Origin of the sequence: Acetobacter sp. (assembly GCF_022483985.1) — a bacterium.
GTDB lineage: Bacteria > Pseudomonadota > Alphaproteobacteria > Acetobacterales > Acetobacteraceae > Acetobacter.
The window spans coordinates 528,206-544,664 of record NZ_JAKVME010000001.1; the positions used below are offsets into that span (position 1 = coordinate 528,206).

Below are 16,459 nucleotides of genomic sequence, written 5' to 3' on the forward strand. Positions count from 1 at the left end.
CTTGTCTTTCAATTTAAAAATGATTTTTTCATCTTTTTTTACTATAGGAGATACATAAATGGCACAGGATGTCTCAAATATTTCTTCTATAGAATAGCAAATCAGCATTTCTACTTCTCCGACGGAGATATTTTTAAAAATGATGGCGATAAGAAACTGCCTTAATGACACAGCCTCGTCGCAGGTTAGATGCAAATCCATAGCTAATGTATCCGTTTATATGTTGATCTGATACTACAAGAATTGAAAGATATTTCCGATAACGATGTCAATGACTGTATCTATATTTTTTGTGTTGTTTGATTAACAGTTATTCCACGTCTCCCAACAACCGCGACGCAGCCGCCGCAGCGGCGGTACGTCCACTGAAACCGGCCTTGTTATAAAGCTGCTCCGTATGCTTATCGATCGTACGGGGGCTGATACTGAGAATTTCAGCAATATCGCGGCTGCTCTTCCCACGGCTGATCCACAGAAGCACTTCCGCCTCTCGTGCGCTTAGCCCGAGTTTTTCCTGTAGAACTTGCTCGGGTCGGTCCAGTTGAAACGAGATGGAGAACAGCCATTCCTGCGGTCCATCCCGTCCGATGAAAGTGACCCGCAGAACACCGTTCTGGTAAGGGGTGGTGAAAATGACCTGTCCCGGTTCAGATTTTTTCTTCACGAACTCGGTGAACTGCTCGGGAGAAGGGAGTTGCGCCAGAAACTCGGCCGCTTTCGGGGTCGACCAGAGCAGTTCACCACTGTCATCCAGAGCAAAGAAGCGCCGACCGACGCTGTCCAGCGCCGTATGGGCTGTTCGTATACGGCGTGCGGCAATCAGGTGGATTTCAATGCGGGCCAGAACCTCGGCGAAATGGAATGGTTTGGTCACATAGTCCGTGGCGCCTGCTTCAAAGGCTCGCAGGACATGCTCGATTTCCGTCAGGCCGGTCATGAAGATGACGGGCAGGGCGTTGAGCGTGGCATCGGCTTTCATGCTGCGACAGATATCCCAGCCGCTCAGTCCCGGCATGATCGCATCGACCAGCACGAGGTCGGGCTGCGTCCGGTGCATGACTTCAAAGGCGCTGTCACCGGATTGCGCCAGCAGGACCGCGTAACCGGCGTTTGTCAGAGCCTCGTCCATCATGCCGAGAGCGCCCGGATCATCATCAATCACAAGCAATGTCGAACGGGAGGATGTATCGCCTGTCATGCCGGAAGTTCCTCCAGTAAGCGTCTGACTGTTTCGAGTTGATAGGTACGGGCGGCTTCCTGAATGGGAGCAAGAATCATGACAAGATGTGGATGGTTACTGCAAAGAAGATCGAGTTTTTGCTTCAGGAGACGAACGTTTCCTGAATTGATCAGTTCGATAAGTTCTGTTTTTTCATTTTCTGTCAGAGAGGTCTCTGCCGACACGTCTGACTGGATCGTGTCCGGAGATCGTGCGGAGCCTTCTTCCGCAGGCAGCGTCAGGGGCGTTTTGTCTGGTGGGGCGTCATCTTCAGACGGAAACGTCCATCTGATATCCAGAAGCCGCCCGATTTCATCAAGAAGAGCCTGAAAATCGACCGGCTTGGGCAGGACCGTGCAGTCATCCAGTGAGGGAACACGGCGGGAGGCCAGTTCAGTCACATTGCCGGTGAGAAAAAGCAGAGGAAGATGGCCGGCACTTGTTTCCCGAATGCGCAGAGCCAGTTCCCTCCCATCCATGCCGGGCATGGAAAGATCAAGAATGATCAGCTCAGGCAGATCAGTTTTCAGAAGTTCGAGACATTCTGCGCCCCCGGAGACATCCCGGACATTGAACTGTCTGGACCCAAGGAATTCATGCATCATACGGCGATGGGCGGCATTGTCATCGACCACCAGTATGGTCTTGCGTGGCTCTGCGTAGCCGGAGGGAAGTCCCTGAAGAGCGGGAGCTGCATCTTCGGCGCGATCTGACAGAAGCAGGCGCACCCGGAAGCGGGTTCCGTGTCCGACGTCACTCGTCAGGGTGAGTTCACCCCCCAGAATATGGGTCAGAAGGCGCGTGATCGTCAGGCCAAGGCCGGTCCCCGGCACGGCGTCACCGGCTGCTCGCTCGAAAGGCTCGAAAATCCGTTCCTGATCGACAGCCGCAATGCCCGGACCTGTATCTTCGATGATGAATTCCGCAATCTGACCACGCCAGTTTGCCGTGAATGTCACGGAACCGGATGAGGTGAACTTTACGGCATTGGACAGCAGGTTGAGGAGAATCTGACGTAGTCGATGCTCATCGCCCATCACTACCGGGGGAAGGTATCCAGGGTGGTAGTGGAAATCGAGCCTTTTGGCCCGCGCCTGTGGGCGGACCATCTGCACGACGGTATTGAGGAACTGGCCAAGGGCGATCCTGTCGCTGTAAAGTTCGATCCGACCGGCTTCAATTTTGGAAATATCGAGGAGTCCGGTCAGGAGTCCCGTCATGTGTTCGCCACTTTCCCGGATGGTGCGCAGCACATCCTGACGGTCTTCGGGAATGCGGTTATCGTTCTGGAGTATCTGCGTATAGCCCATGATGGTGTTCAGCGGAGCCCTGATTTCGTGACTGATTCCGCTCAGATAACGGGTTTTTGCAAGACTGGCCGCTTCCGCCTTTTCCCGTGCCCGTTTCAGGGCGTCATCTGTGCGTTGATGGGCGCGGATTTCATTCATCAGGAGATGCGTCTGCCTGCGGGTTTCTTCTCCTGCCGCCTGTCGTCCATCCTGCCCGAGCACGACAAGCCAGGATGTTAGAATGACAAGAAGAAAGAGAACGAGATAGGTATGGTTGTGGGCAAAGGAGGTGTCTCCGATCAGCAGGATCGCCGCCGTGCCAAGACCGGCAAAGAGGAGAAAACGTCCTTTTGTTGATAAAAGAAAATTCTTCAGCCTTTCAGGAAACAGATCAAACGGCAGGCTGAACTGCTGCCTCAGATGCGTGACGGGCGGCTTGCAGCGATCATTGCAGCGGGCGTCAAGCGAACAGCAGAGCGAACAGATGGTCCCGCCATAGGCCGGACATCTGGCCATGTCGGTCGCTTCAAAAGTGTGTTCACAGATCACGCATTTCATGGAACCCCGTCTGTTCCAGTCTGCTGGCGCTCTCCGTGCGAGATAGGTGCGGCCACCGGTCAGCGCGGCGAGAAGAGGTGTCATCAGAAACGACAGTCCCAACGCGATGAACGGCGAAAAAGCCCCAGCGTAGGGTCCGAAATAGCCATCAGTGCAGAGAATGCCGGTCACAGCGCCTGTGAGTGCCGCTCCCAGCCCTACAGGATTGATGTCCGGCAGGAGGGCCCGTTTGAATTCGACAAAAGGCGGGCTGAGCCTGAGAGGTTTGCACAGCACGATATCAGCGAGGATTGGCCCGATCCACGCGGCGGCAAGGTCCGCATACAGCACGATGCCCGTCTCAATGGTGCTTACCAGTCCGGCAAGCATGAGAAGGAGGGCGAGCGCTACGGTGAACAGAACATAAAAGACGCGTCCCGGATGGGAATGTGTCAGACGGGAAAAGAAATTCGACCAGGCGAGGGAGCCTGCATAGGCGTTCGTGATGTTGATCTTGAACTGTGCGACGATGACGAGCGCTGCGGTCGCTAGTGTCGCGAATGGTGGCGACAGAAAGGTTCCGTAGGCCAGCCTGTACATCTGTTGCGGTTGCACGGAGCGTGCCGGCGAAAAACCGGCATGAAGGACGGCCCATGCGAGAAACGATCCGGCGAAAAGCTTTGCTGCGTCGAACACGATCCAGCCCGGCCCGCCTGCGATCAGCGCGCACCACCATCCAAACCGGTTATCGCGGGATAGAGGGGGCATGAAGCGCAGAAAATCCACCTGCTCCGCGCTCTGGCAGATCAGCACGAACATGATGGACGCCGCGCTGCCGATGGCAAAAATGTTCAGAGGCTGTGTGGAAGCCAGTCCTTTGAACTGAACCCATTCGCCGATCCAGTCAGGATGAATGGAGAGAATGGCCATCAGCGGAATCAGATTGAGGGCGAACCAGATGGGCAGGGAGAAAATCTGAAAGCGGGCGATGAACCGGAAACCGCCGGTGACCAGTGGAATGACGAGCAACGCTGCGAGGCAGCACGCAATGGTGTGGGAGATACCGGGAATCTGCTCCAGCAATGCTGCGAGAATGGCGGCTTCGATCCCGAAAAAGATGAAGGTGAAACTGGCATAGATTAGCGAGGTCAGGGTCGAGCCGATATAGCCGAATCCTGTGCCGCGCGTGAGCAGGTCGATGTCGAGGCCGCTGCGGGCCGCCGTGGCGCAGATGGGGAGGCTGACCAGAAAGATGACAGCGCTGACAAAGAGGATGGCAAGAGCCGTGTTGGAAAAGCCGAACGCCATTGTCAGCGTGCCGCCGATGGCTTCGAGCGCAAGGAAGGAAATCGAGCCGAGCGCCGTCAGTGCGGCCCGCAAGGGTGTGGCTGCGCGGGCTGACCGGGCCGTGAAGCGCAGGGCGTAATCCTCAAGCGACTGATCCGCCGCCCAGCGGTTATAGTCGCGGCGCATGCGCACGATGCGCAACGGCCTCATGGCTGAACGCCTGGGAACCCGGACAACTGCTCCTGCATTCCTGTTTTCCTTTGCATCCCTCATGCCAGATGCGACATCGTAATGAACTACGCAAGTTTGCGTATGGGAAAATCTGCCCCACTGAGGATGCTCATGTCAGTATCAGAAGGACAGAGGCCATGACGATGTCGCCGCGTTTCTCCCGCCGTGATTTTACGAAATTCAGCCTTGCCGCATCTGCGGCGATGCTTGCCGGTGTCAGAGGTGCCGCCGCCGCACCCAAGGGCGAGCCGATCCGTATCGGCGTGCTGCACTCCCTGTCCGGCACCATGGCCATCAGCGAGACCACGCTGAAAGATGTCATTCTGATGCTGGTCGAGTTGCAGAATCGTAAAGGTGGCGTGCTGGGACGCCCTCTGGAAGCCGTCGTGGTCGATCCTGCCTCGAACTGGCCGCTCTTCGCCGAGAAAGCCCGCCAGCTTCTCGCCGTGGACAAGGTGTCCTCCGTGTTCGGCTGCTGGACCAGCGTCTCCCGCAAGTCGGTGCTGCCGGTGTTCGAGGAACTCAACGGCATCCTGTTCTATCCAGTGCAGTATGAGGGGCAGGAGTGCAGCCGCAACGTTTTCTACACGGGCGCGGCCCCCAACCAGCAGGCCATTCCAGCGGTTGATTATCTGCTCAGCGCCGACGGTGGTGGGGCGAAGCGTTTCGCACTGATCGGCACGGATTACGTCTATCCGCGCACGACAAACCAGATTCTCCAGAATTATCTGAAATCCAAAGGCATTGCCGACGCCGACATCATGGTGAACTACACGCCGTTCGGTCAGTCCGACTGGCAGACCATCGTGTCGCAGCTCAAGGCATTCGGCTCGGCAGGCAAGAAAACGGCTGTCGTATCGACCATCAACGGTGACGCCAACGTGCCGTTCTACAAGGAACTGGGCGCGCAGGGCATCACTGCCACGGATATTCCCGTTATGGCGTTCAGCGTTGGTGAGGAAGAACTGGCCGGTATGGACACCAAGCCGCTCGTCGGTCAGCTCGCGGCATGGAATTACTTCGAGAGCATCGACAGCCCTGCCAACAAGTCTTTCATCAAGGAATGGCACGGCTACACGAAGAACCCGAAGCGCACGACCAACGACCCGATGGAAGCCTCCTATATCGGCTTCAATCTCTGGGTGCAGGCGGTCGAGAAAGTCGGTTCCACCGACCATGACAAGGTCATCGACGCGATGATCGGTCTGAAGCAGGCCAACCTGACGGGTGGCACGGCGCAGGTTCTGCCGAACCATCACATCACCAAACCGGTCTATATCGGCGAGATTCAGGATGACGGCCAGTTCAACGTCGTCTGGCAGACGCCGAAGGAAGTGCCGGGTATGGCGTGGTCGCCTTATGTGGCCGAGACGAAGAATCTGATCGGTGACTGGACCAAGTCCGTCAATTGCGGAAATTACGATACGGTCAAAAAGGCCTGTCTCGGAGCAAAGCATGGCTGATAGTGCGATGTCGGGTCCGGCGACCCTGTCAGGTCGGAAAATGCGAGGCGGTATCCTCGCCGCTCTCCTGCTGAGCCTGTTTTTCATCCAGCCCCATAATGCGCGGGCGGATGAAGATGCGTTCGCCGGACTTGCGACAACGCAGTTCAACACCATCGCGTCTTCGGTTGATCAGATCGCAGAACAGGGAGGGCCACGGGCTCTCCCTGTTCTGCGTGCTCTGGCTGACAGGAAGCTGTTCGCCGCCCGTGAAGGCGACGGTCTGTTCATCCGCACCGATAGCGGCTGGGAAGATGCCCGTTCCGGCGGCTCCGTGACCCCGGATGAGGAAACCCTGCGCGTTGTCCGGGTCAATAACCATGTGCGGCTTGCGGTAGCTGCGGCGGAAGCCGAGCTTGAGCTGGTCTCTGGCACTCCGGCGGAACGGCAGGCTTCGGCGACGCTGTTCTACCAGCGTCATGACCCGGCGATGTTGCCCGCCATCGACAAGGCGCTGTCAAAAACCGATGACCCGGCCTTGAAAAACATGCTGCTCAACGCCCGTGCGGCGACGTTGCTCAGTCCCGGTGCGCCATCGTCTGATGCGCAGGTCCAGCAACAGGCGGTAGACACACTCAGGGCCGCAGGCGGGCTCGATGCGCGCGGTGTTCTGGCTCAGGCTGCGACGTCGGAGGCGCTGGCCCCCGCGACACGCAAGGCGGCCGAGGCAGCGGTCTCTTCCATCGATTTCAAGCTGCGCCTCTGGGGTTTCGGGCAGGATGCGTTTTATGGCCTGAGCCTCGGTTCCGTGTTGCTGCTGGCCGCCATGGGGCTGGCCATCACCTTCGGCGTGATGGGCGTGATCAACATGGCTCACGGCGAGCTGATGATGATTGGGGCCTATACCACCTGGCTGACCCAGAAAGCGGTGCTCTCTGTTGCGCCTGCCTTGGGTTCTTTCAGTCTGATTCTTGCGATTCCGGCAGCGTTTCTGGTCTGTGGCGCACTGGGGATCGTGATCGAGCGCGGGCTGATTCGTTTCCTGTACGGTCGTCCGCTTGAAACATTGCTGGCGACATGGGGACTTTCCCTCATTCTCCAGCAGGTTATCCGCTCCCTGTTCGGACCGACCAATGTGGCTGTCACAACGCCACCGTGGCTGTCCGGCTCCTTTCATCTGGGTGGGATCGAAGTCACGATTGATCGTCTCGCTATCATGATCTTTGCAGTCGTGGTCATGGTTGGTCTGACGTTCGTGCTGCGTCGAACGCCTCTCGGTCTGGAAATGCGGGCTGTCACCCAGAACCGGCGCATGGCCGCACTCATGGGCATCCGCACGGCGCGCGTCGATGCGCTGACCTTCGGCCTCGGGTCCGGCATCGCCGGACTGGCGGGGGTCGCGGTCAGTCAGATCGATAATGTCAGCCCCAATCTCGGACAGAGCTACATCATCGACAGCTTCCTCGTCGTCGTTTTCGGCGGTGTGGGCAACCTGTGGGGCACGCTGGCGGCGGCGGCCACGCTCGGTGTCGGCGGCAAAGCGCTTGAGCCGCTCGTGGGAGCCGTGTCGGGCAAGATACTGCTGCTCGTCCTTGTCATTCTCTACATTCAGCGTCATCCGCGCGGCATGTTTCCGCTGCGGGGCCGGGGAGTGGAATCGTGAACGCATCCCTCTCATTTCGTGGCGCATCCGTCACGGCGGTCATTGTCGTGTTGCTGACCGGTCTGCTGGCGGTGGGCAGTCTGCTGCCAGCGTCCAGCCCGGTGCAGGTGTCGCCATTCGTCATGACCCTTGCGGGCAAGTATCTGGCCTACGCCATGCTGGCGCTTGCTGTTGATCTGGTCTGGGGTTTTGCCGGAATCCTCACGCTCGGGCATGCAGCCTTCTTCGCGCTCGGCGGGTATGCGATGGGCATGTATCTTGTGCGCGAAATCGGCGCACGGGGCGTCTATGGCAATGCGGATCTGCCGGATTTCATGGTCTTCCTGTCATGGAAAAGCCTGCCCTGGTACTGGTGGGGTTCCGACCACTTTCCGGTGGCGCTGGCTCTCATGCTGGTTGTGCCTGCGGCTCTGGCCGGACTGTTCGGCTGGCTGGCGTTCCGCTCCCGCGTGTCGGGCGTTTATCTCTCGATCATCACACAGGCGCTGACTTATGCGCTGATGCTGGCCTTCTTCCAGAACGGTTTCGGCTTTGGCGGCAATAATGGTCTGACCGATTTCAAGGATATTCTCGGTTTCGATCTGCACAGCCCTCACACCCGCGCCGGGATGCTGTTCATCAGCGGTCTTATCCTTGCAGCGGCGTTGCTGGCGGCACGATATGTGGTTGGCGGCCGTTTCGGAAGTCTGCTGATTGCCGTGCGTGATGCTGAAAGTCGCACCCGGTTTCTTGGCTATCGTCCGGAACAGGTCAAGCTGCTGGTCTGGGTGTTCTCCGCTGTCATCGCGGCGATTGGGGGGGCGCTCTATGTCATTCAGGTTGGCATCATCAATCCCGGCGAATTCGCGCCCGCCAACTCCATCGAAGCCGTGATCTGGGTCGCGGTCGGTGGACGTGGCACGCTGTCTGGTGCTGTCGTGGGAGCGATCCTCGTCAATCTGGGCAAGACGCTGTTTACGGCGTGGCTACCGGAAATGTGGCTCTACGGTCTTGGCGCGCTGTTCATGGCGACGACCCTGTTTCTTCCGCAGGGGTTGATGGGTCTCATGCGTCACATACCGAAGAAACGTCCTTCCGAAGTAACGCCTGAAGTGACAAACCCGGAAGGAGGAGAGGCATGAGCGCCGGAACCCTGCTTGAGCTGAGTCATGTTTCCGTCACGTTTGATGGTTTCCGGGCGATCAACGATCTGTCCCTGTCGCTGGCCCCCGGTGAAATGCGGGCTATTGTTGGACCGAACGGCGCGGGCAAGACCACGATGATGGATATCATCACCGGCAAGACGCGCCCTGATACAGGTGTTGTCCGGTTCCGTGAGCATGACCTGACCAAGCTGGATGAACCCGCCATCGCCCGCATGGGGATTGGCCGGAAGTTCCAGAAACCGACGGTGTTCGAGGAGCTGACTGTCCGCGATAACCTGTTGCTGTCCCTGAAAGGGTTGCGTTCGCCGTTCAGTCTGCTTTTTGCCCGAGAAACGGCGGAAGAGACGGCCCGGATAGACGGTCTTCTGGGCACGATCCGTCTCGGGCGCGAGGCGTTGCGGCAGGCGGGCGGGCTCAGTCACGGCCAGAAGCAGTGGCTGGAAATCGGGATGCTGCTTGGGCAGGAGCCAGATCTTCTGCTGGTCGATGAACCTGTGGCGGGCATGACGGATGCGGAGACAATGGAGACGGCTGACCTCCTGCGCGAGATCAACCGGACCCGCAGCGTGGTTGTCGTGGAGCATGACATGGAGTTCGTGCGGGCGCTGGATGTTAAAGTCACGGTGCTGCACGAAGGGTCTGTGCTGGCAGAAGGCGCGCTGGATCAGGTGAGTAATGATCCACGTGTGATTGAAGTGTATCTCGGACGCTGAGGAAACAGACAGATGCTCGACGTTCAGGACATTCAGCTTCATTACGGCGCGGCGCTGGCTCTGCGCGGTGTTTCTCTTTCAGCCCGCGCCGGAGCCGTGACCTGTCTGCTGGGGCGCAACGGTGTTGGCAAAACCAGCGTTCTGCGCGCCGTCACGGGAATGCACGCCGTCTCGTCCGGCAAGATCATGTGGGAAGGCGAGGACATCACGCGTCTGCCTGCCTACGAGCGGGCGCGGCGCGGGATTGCTACGGTGCCGCAGGGGCGCGACATTTTTCCGCTGCTGACGGTGAAGGAAAATCTGGAGACCGGTTTTGGTCTTCTGCCGCGCGGTCAGAGAAAGATATCTGACGAGATTTATGATCTCTTTCCCATTCTGTCGAAAATGCGTGATCGTCGGGGGGGCGACCTGTCAGGTGGTCAGCAGCAGCAGCTTGCCATCGGTCGGGCGCTGGTCATTCGCCCGCGTCTGCTGGTGCTGGATGAGCCGACGGAGGGGATACAGCCGAGCATCATCAAGGATATCGGCTCAGTCATCGACATGCTGCGGGATCGCGGCGATATGGCGATTCTGCTGGTCGAACAGTATTTCGATTTTGCCTATGAACTGGCGCAGGACGTGGTTGTTCTGGACCGAGGCAAGGTTGTCGCCAGTGGCGCGGTGGAGACGCTGGAGGCAGAGGATATTCGCGGGTTGGTGGCGATCTGAGACTGATGGCAGGTTTTTTGTTTTCGAGCACGAAAAACCTTGCTTTCTGAGGGCCGCATAAACAGATTGGTAACTGTTTTCGGGCCACGAAACGAGAGACAGATTTTCCTGACGGAGGGTTTGGTGATGCGTTTCTTCAGACAGTCTTTTCCGGGCAGGCTTGCAGCGGGTGTTCTTGTCGCGGGCATGGCAGCGGTCTCCCTCTCTCCTCATGCGCGGGCGCAGGAACTGATCCGCGTGGTGGATGCTCAGGGGCATCAGGTTGGCCTGCTCATCCGGGCTCCGGCTGCTTCGCGACCCGCCGGTCTCGTTCCCATGCAGTCCGTTTTTGAAACGATGGACCGTATGATGGCGCAGCAGATGGCGATGATGCGGCAGGCTCAGCAGAACATGCAGGAGATTGCCGGGCATACTCTCGCCACAGCGCCGGTCGAGCGCGGGGCTTCCTACCAGTCCATCACCAGCATGAGCTGGGGCAGGGATGGTGCGACCTGTTCGCAGACAGTGACGGTGAGCCAGAACGGGCAGGCCGCTCCGGTGGTGCATGTTTCAGACATGGCGGGCAAGGCAGGATGTATGCAGGGAGGAGCGGCTTCTTCCACGCCTGATGCGACGCCCGCTGTGCCACAGATCGTCCATCATTCTGATCTGGTTCCGGCGGTGGATACCGACAGCGTTGAAGGCGAGACGAAAAGCACGTCGAGCCATATGTGACGTACGGCCACTACAGGTCGGATTTACTGCCTGTAGTGACTGTTACCGGTAATTCTACTCCTACTCCGCTGGTATGGTCCGGGAGGAGGTCGTCGTAACAGCGCCGACCGGAAAGATTGAATCGTAGGCGATGTTGAAGACAAAGGCATAGACCAGATAAAACAGCGCGATCGACATGCTGAGCGAAAAAGCCTGCATGAGCGAAATACCGAGATAAAGCGCAATTGCCGGCAGCAGGACGACCTGTAGCCCCGCTTCAAACAGCAGCGTATGCCACAACCTTATGCTGATGCTCTTGCTGGCCGAGCCGGTCAGACGAAGCATGATGCGATCGAAAAACAGATTATACAGGTAGTTCCACACCGTCGCTGTCATGGCGCTGCCGACACCAATGGCTCCCATGTCTGACGCCTGCACGCCAAACAGCAGGCTGCCGCATGGTATGACAATGGCCAGTGCGACACATTCGAACAGCAAGGCATGCCTTAGACGGTCGGCGCCTGAACGAAGGGCCGGAGAGGGGTGAGTGGATTCGGTTGACATGAGCGCAACCTACCTAGATTTTTAGATGGGAAAAGTTGGAACCTATCTGTTTTTAAGATGGATCAATGAGCGTATCTTTTGATCAGCTACAGGCCTTTGCAGACACCGTGGCTGCCGGGTCATTTTCTGCCGCCGCCCGGAGAACAGGCAAGGCGCAGTCAGCGATCAGCACGCATGTCAGCAATCTGGAGGATGACCTCGGTGTCCTGCTGTTCAGCCGGGAGGGACGTGTGCCCGTTCTGACACCGGCCGGTCAGAGGTTGCTTGAGGAAGTGCGGGTTGTCCTGGATCGACGTGAGCATCTTGTCGGGGTAGCGCGATCGCTGGAAGAGGGCGTCGAAAACCGGCTTGTCGTCGCTATTGACGAACTTTATCCAGAAAACGCGCTTGGGCCCGTCTTTCAGGATTTTGCAGCCCGGTTTCCGCATGTTGAACTGGAACTGCTGCTCCCTCTTATGGAAGATGTCGGCCATATGGTGCAGGCCGGGACGGCAGATCTCGGCGTGATGTGGCAACAGACCACTCCTCCGGTCGATCTTGCCTTTCGGACAATAGGACGAGTGCCGCTGAGGCTGGTTTGTGGCCGTGACCACCCTTTGGCTGCGCAGCCTGTGGCTTGGGAAGAACTCAAGCGTTATCGCCAGATTCTGGTTGCATCCCGCGGCAAGAAACAGGAGAGGGAGAGTTTGCGCATTGCGGCTGAAGTCTGGTGGGTTGAGAGCAACTGGGTCATTCTGGAAATGGTCAAGCATGGTGTCGGCTGGGCTTTTATTTCAGATCATGTGCTCGCATCCTCACCGGCGGTGTCCCATATTGTCGTGCCGGAACTGCTGTTTGATGCCGGTCATCATCAGGTTCCTCTTTCGATCGTATGGCATAAGAAAAAGGTGCATGGACCAGCCGCCCTCTGGTTGCGCGAAAGAATATGTCAGGAAAAAAGTGTTTTTATTGTCTCTGATGGGTAGGGTCTGTATTTTTATTTTTGGATAATTATGAAGTATATTTCTTTTTATTCTATTCTGTAGTGCGGTCTGTCTATTGCGTATTTTCAGGACTGACGTGGGTGAAAAACAGTCATTTCTGATTTCGATATTTTTATAAAATATTCCTCACGATTTAGTTTGCCCTTGAATGTTTCCCGGCTGTTTCTCTGATTTGCGAAGGTCTTACATATAGGTAATTTTACGCATACCTCCCATACGATACGTTGCCGTAACGTAATCAGAACGCCGGGTGATGGCTGTGGTCACAAGAGGGGGTGTTCATGATTGCGCGAGTGTCACGGTTTTCGTCGGACCAGAAAAAGAAATTATTGCGTTGTGGAAGTGCTCTGTCAGCGTTTGCTCTGTTGGGAGTGATGTCTCCACAGCACGCAAAAGCAGCAATGACTGTCAATTTTGGAAAAAACCAGTTCTTTACATTCGGTGTCGGTGTAAGAGGGCAGTATCTGACCCGTGATCCGGGTGCGACACCAAGCAATTCAAGTGCCGCCAGCGCCTCGAATCTGCGTATCTACATGGGTGCCCAGTTCCACAAATATGTGAAGACGACAGTCAATCTTGAAAGATTGAGGGACGGAAACTGGAACCTTCTCGATGGCATTCTTCAGGTTGAACCCTGGAAAGAGTTCAATGTCTGGTTCGGGCGGATGCTGCCGGGAAGCGATCGTTCCAACCTCGACGGTCCGTATTTCCTCAGTACTTATGCCTATCCGCTTGTTTCCCAGTATCCGGGAGCGTGGTCAGGGCGTGATGACGGCGTCACCGTCTGGGGAAAGACGCTGAAAGACCGGTTCCGCTATACTCTTGGCATGTACCGTGGACATAACTGGGTCGATGGTGGATCGAACTATGGCGAGCACCCGCTGTTCGCAGGGCGTCTGGAGTACAATTTCCTCGATCCCGAGCCGTCTCCTGCCTATTACACGGCAAGCACCTATTACGGTAAGGCGGACATTCTCGCGATTGGTCTGGCCGGACAGTATGAAGTGGACGGTGTCGGAAGCGCTCAGGAGAAAGGTGACTACAAAGCGTGGAATGTCGATGGTCTTTTTGAAAAGAAGATCGGGAAAAATGCTCAATATGGCGTGTATACTCTGGAAGGCGCCTATTACCAGTATTACACTGATGGCGTGAAGGATATCCCTGCCGGCTACAAGCAGCGGGCTCCGGAATATGGCAATGTCGGAGGCATCAACAACGGCACGGCGTTTCTTGCCAGCACGGCCTACCTGATTCCCTACAAGCTGGGATGGGGACGCATCCAGCCCCTGGTACGTTATCAGGAGTTCCGGTTTAAAAAAGACCTGTATGGACCGGGACATCCGAAAACGACCCAGTTTGATGCTGGAGCAAACTACGTCATGGATGGTCATAATCTGCGTTTCACCTTCGATTATGTCCGCTACCACGCAGCCGGTACCCAAGTTTCAAATGCTTTCCTGCTGGGTATGCAGTTCCAGTACTGATCTTCCGAATGCAGATGACATCATGAAATGGGCGTAATGACGAACGAAGCTGTCGGGGGATATCGAAAATGTTGACTTTGAAACGAACAATCCACATGGGAGCGTTCATCATTCTTCTCTGCGCTGGAAAAGGCCATGCTCTTGCCGCGCCAAACTACGAGGCGATGGATTGCCGACATCTTTTTGCTGAAGATGTGAGTCTTTCTGATCGGATAGCGGTCATCAAGCAGAAACAGGCTACGGCCATATCGAATGGATCAGATACAGCCGACAATGGCTTCTTTGTGAAATTTGATTCCGTTCCGGGTGTGGGAATCATGCATGGACTCACCCTGTCACCGGAAGGGAAGCCTCTTGGTGATGAGGTCTCCGATGCTGAAATCACCGAACTCACCAGAGAACTGACTGTTGTGAAACGGCAGCAGAGCCGAAAAGTCTGTCCGACAATGACGGCTCCGCTGGAGATACAGACACGGCTGAAAGATGATCAGATTCGTGTCGCTCCCTGAATTTCTCTGTAGCACGTTAGAGCAACATCCGATCAGACGGAATCGTCTGGTCGGAAAAGTTGCTCGATAAACAATGAACTGGAGCGGCATCCGTGATCCAGTCTGAACGGATGCCGCTCTAAATATCGGGCTGGTTCTGCTTCGGCAGATCCAGCCCGATATGCTTTCATTTCAGGGGGGACAGGCCTCCCTTGTCACAGATAAACCGGGCGATATCTTCGACACCCTCACCTTTGCGTATGTTGGTGAAGACAAAAGGCCTTTCTCCACGCATCCGTTTGCTGTCCCGATCCATAACCGAAAGATCGGCTCCGACATGAGGAGCCAGATCAATCTTGTTGATGACCAGCAGATCGCTTTTTGTGATGCCGGGACCACCTTTGCGGGGAATTTTGTCACCGGCGGAAACGTCGATGACATAGATGGTCAGGTCAGCCAGTTCCGGACTGAACGTCGCAGCCAGATTGTCGCCGCCACTCTCGACAAGAACAATATCAAGATTGGGGAACTTGCTGTTTAGTTCATCAATTCCAGAAAGATTGATGCTGGCGTCCTCGCGAATGGCCGTATGCGGACAACCGCCCGTCTCGATCCCCATGATACGTTCGGGAGGCAGCGATCCGGCGCGCGTGAGGAATTCCGCATCCTCTCGGGTGTAGATGTCGTTGGTCAGCGCCGCGATATCGAACTGGTCGCGGAAGCGTCGGCAGAGCGCGTCCATGAGCGCCGTTTTGCCCGTTCCAACAGGACCGCCGATACCGACGCGCAGGGGGCCGTGATGTTTCTCCGTCATGTTCTGAACAACCTCGTTTCCTGAGTTTCATGATGCATTGCCGCAAGATCGGAACGGAAACAGAGTCCTCCGGCATCTTCCAGCGTCAGGGTTCTTGTCGTGGCAACAGCAGTTGCCATCCGCTCTTCAAGTCCTGCGAGAGCGCGCAGACCGTCTGTCTGACCGAGCGGAATCAGGCGCACGGCTGCTGAAACAAGAGCGGAAACCGCAACGTGAGCACAGCCCAAAGCGCCAACATCCTCATCAAATCCAGCAGCCTTCAGCGCAACACCATACATTACCGGCAGAGGCCAGCGAACAGCCAGCGTGCTGACGGCAGGAGGCAGGCAGTCCCAGACTTTCACTGCCCGTAAAAAAGCTTCACCCTGTTTGACGGTTTCTTCAAACCGCTCACGTGATGATGCCAGCGCACATCCTTCCTGAGCCACCGAACGCATGGTTTCGGGTGTTTCAGCCCGCCAGGCTGCCCGCAGCAGGATCATGTCGGTGTACAGACTGCCATGCGCCAATAAACTGGCGATCCATTCGACAAGAGTCGGGACATTGGTGACATCGCCACACTCAATGGCCCATTCCAGACCGTGACTGTAAGCAAACCCGCCAGTTGGAAAAGCCGGTGACAGCCACGAGAGAAGTCTGGTGAGTTGCAGGGTGTCCATCATGCGTCTCGCAGGCAGTCAGTGATGGTGATGATGCCCGCCGCCGTGATCATGTCCATGCTCATGGCTGTGCGCGTGCATCTCTCCGTGACTGTGGGAGTGTCCTTGTCCGGAAGAGTAAGCCCCCGTTTCCGGATCGAACGGTGCATGAACGGTATGAATGTGGCCGCCCAGTCCTTTCACCATGTCTGCAATCACGTGGTCATTGCGGATCAGGATACGTTTTTCCTCGATCATGGCTGGCAGGTGCCGGTTGCCCAGATGCCACGCCATACGCAGTAGATGCAGCGTGTCATGACCGGTCACTTCCAGCAGGTCTTCCTGCTGCGCTTCGACCCGCACGACACGGCCGTCTTCCAGCAGCAGCCCTTCTCCGGCGCGGAGCAGGCGGGCATGTTCAAGATCGAGTAGCAGCCGCTCACCCGAACGCAGATCGAGCATCATGCGACGGCGATGGCGGCCTTCGTAATCGGCGGAGAAGACATCGCACTCACGCGAACGGTCCCAGCTTCCCGCTGGCAGGATTTCAGAACATCTCAT

General features: G+C 56.8%; 15 protein-coding genes. 9 read left to right on the forward strand and 6 right to left on the reverse strand.

What is annotated here, in order from left to right; genetic code table 11:
* Positions 1-310 precede the first annotated feature (310 nt).
* Together LKE90_RS02275 and LKE90_RS02280 are read right to left on the reverse strand one after the other, a co-directional pair.
* Complete coding sequence (locus LKE90_RS02275) at positions 311-1,198, reverse strand: response regulator transcription factor (protein ID WP_291491214.1); 888 nt, start codon at positions 1,196-1,198, stop codon at positions 311-313.
* Positions 1,195-4,542 carry a hybrid sensor histidine kinase/response regulator gene (locus tag LKE90_RS02280; RefSeq protein ID WP_291491215.1) on the reverse strand — a complete coding sequence of 1,116 codons (3,348 nt, stop codon included), beginning with the start codon at positions 4,540-4,542 and terminating at the stop codon, positions 1,195-1,197. Before LKE90_RS02280 ends, LKE90_RS02275 begins: the two co-directional genes overlap by 4 nt.
* A 158-nt stretch (positions 4,543-4,700) precedes the next feature.
* On the opposite strand from LKE90_RS02280, the gene urtA reads away from it, so the two are divergent.
* From urtA to LKE90_RS02310, 6 genes are all read left to right on the forward strand, one after another.
* On the forward strand, positions 4,701-6,026 hold the full coding sequence (urtA, locus tag LKE90_RS02285; RefSeq protein ID WP_291491217.1) for an urea ABC transporter substrate-binding protein: 1,326 nt from the start codon (positions 4,701-4,703) through the stop codon (positions 6,024-6,026).
* The gene (gene urtB, locus LKE90_RS02290) at positions 6,019-7,668 is read left to right on the forward strand and encodes an urea ABC transporter permease subunit UrtB (protein WP_407066032.1); all 1,650 of its coding nucleotides are present in this window, start codon (positions 6,019-6,021) and stop codon (positions 7,666-7,668) included. The genes urtA and urtB overlap by 8 nt, the downstream gene beginning before the upstream one ends.
* On the forward strand, positions 7,665-8,789 hold the full coding sequence (gene urtC, locus LKE90_RS02295) for an urea ABC transporter permease subunit UrtC (protein ID WP_291491218.1): 1,125 nt from the start codon (positions 7,665-7,667) through the stop codon (positions 8,787-8,789). Before urtB ends, urtC begins: the two co-directional genes overlap by 4 nt.
* Positions 8,786-9,526 carry an urea ABC transporter ATP-binding protein UrtD gene (urtD, locus tag LKE90_RS02300; RefSeq protein WP_291491219.1) on the forward strand — a complete coding sequence of 247 codons (741 nt, stop codon included), beginning with the start codon at positions 8,786-8,788 and terminating at the stop codon, positions 9,524-9,526. The genes urtC and urtD overlap by 4 nt, the downstream gene beginning before the upstream one ends.
* A 12-nt stretch (positions 9,527-9,538) precedes the next feature.
* The gene (urtE, locus tag LKE90_RS02305) at positions 9,539-10,234 is read left to right on the forward strand and encodes an urea ABC transporter ATP-binding subunit UrtE (RefSeq protein WP_291491220.1); all 696 of its coding nucleotides are present in this window, start codon (positions 9,539-9,541) and stop codon (positions 10,232-10,234) included.
* Positions 10,235-10,360: 126 nt separating this feature from the next.
* Positions 10,361-10,948 (forward strand): hypothetical protein, encoded by a 588-nt coding sequence (locus LKE90_RS02310; RefSeq protein ID WP_291491221.1) that lies wholly within the window; start codon positions 10,361-10,363, stop codon positions 10,946-10,948.
* A 60-nt stretch (positions 10,949-11,008) separates the two neighbouring features.
* On the opposite strand, the gene LKE90_RS02315 is transcribed toward LKE90_RS02310, so the two are convergent.
* Positions 11,009-11,491 carry a PACE efflux transporter gene (locus tag LKE90_RS02315; RefSeq protein ID WP_291491222.1) on the reverse strand — a complete coding sequence of 161 codons (483 nt, stop codon included), beginning with the start codon at positions 11,489-11,491 and terminating at the stop codon, positions 11,009-11,011.
* Between the two features lie 65 nt (positions 11,492-11,556).
* On the opposite strand from LKE90_RS02315, the gene LKE90_RS02320 reads away from it, so the two are divergent.
* The 3 genes from LKE90_RS02320 (at position 11,557) to LKE90_RS02330 (ending at position 14,467) form a co-directional block, all read left to right on the forward strand.
* Positions 11,557-12,456 carry a LysR family transcriptional regulator gene (locus LKE90_RS02320; RefSeq protein WP_291491223.1) on the forward strand — a complete coding sequence of 300 codons (900 nt, stop codon included), beginning with the start codon at positions 11,557-11,559 and terminating at the stop codon, positions 12,454-12,456.
* A 419-nt stretch (positions 12,457-12,875) separates the two neighbouring features.
* The gene (locus tag LKE90_RS02325; protein WP_291491224.1) at positions 12,876-13,958 is read left to right on the forward strand and encodes a porin; all 1,083 of its coding nucleotides are present in this window, start codon (positions 12,876-12,878) and stop codon (positions 13,956-13,958) included.
* A 68-nt stretch (positions 13,959-14,026) separates the two neighbouring features.
* Positions 14,027-14,467, forward strand: coding sequence for a hypothetical protein (locus LKE90_RS02330; RefSeq protein WP_291491226.1), 441 nt, complete (start codon positions 14,027-14,029; stop codon positions 14,465-14,467).
* Positions 14,468-14,633: 166 nt separating this feature from the next.
* Here LKE90_RS02330 and ureG read toward each other — a convergent pair whose 3' ends face one another.
* The 3 genes from ureG to LKE90_RS02345 are packed head-to-tail and all read right to left on the reverse strand — an operon-like array spanning position 14,634 to position 16,459.
* Positions 14,634-15,260, reverse strand: coding sequence for an urease accessory protein UreG (ureG, locus tag LKE90_RS02335; protein WP_291491227.1), 627 nt, complete (start codon positions 15,258-15,260; stop codon positions 14,634-14,636).
* On the reverse strand, positions 15,257-15,922 hold the full coding sequence (locus LKE90_RS02340) for an urease accessory protein UreF (protein ID WP_291491228.1): 666 nt from the start codon (positions 15,920-15,922) through the stop codon (positions 15,257-15,259). The genes ureG and LKE90_RS02340 overlap by 4 nt, the downstream gene beginning before the upstream one ends.
* Before the next feature lie 15 nt (positions 15,923-15,937).
* A complete protein-coding gene (locus LKE90_RS02345) occupies positions 15,938-16,459 on the reverse strand; it encodes an urease accessory protein UreE (RefSeq protein ID WP_291491229.1) in 522 nt (173 codons plus the stop codon).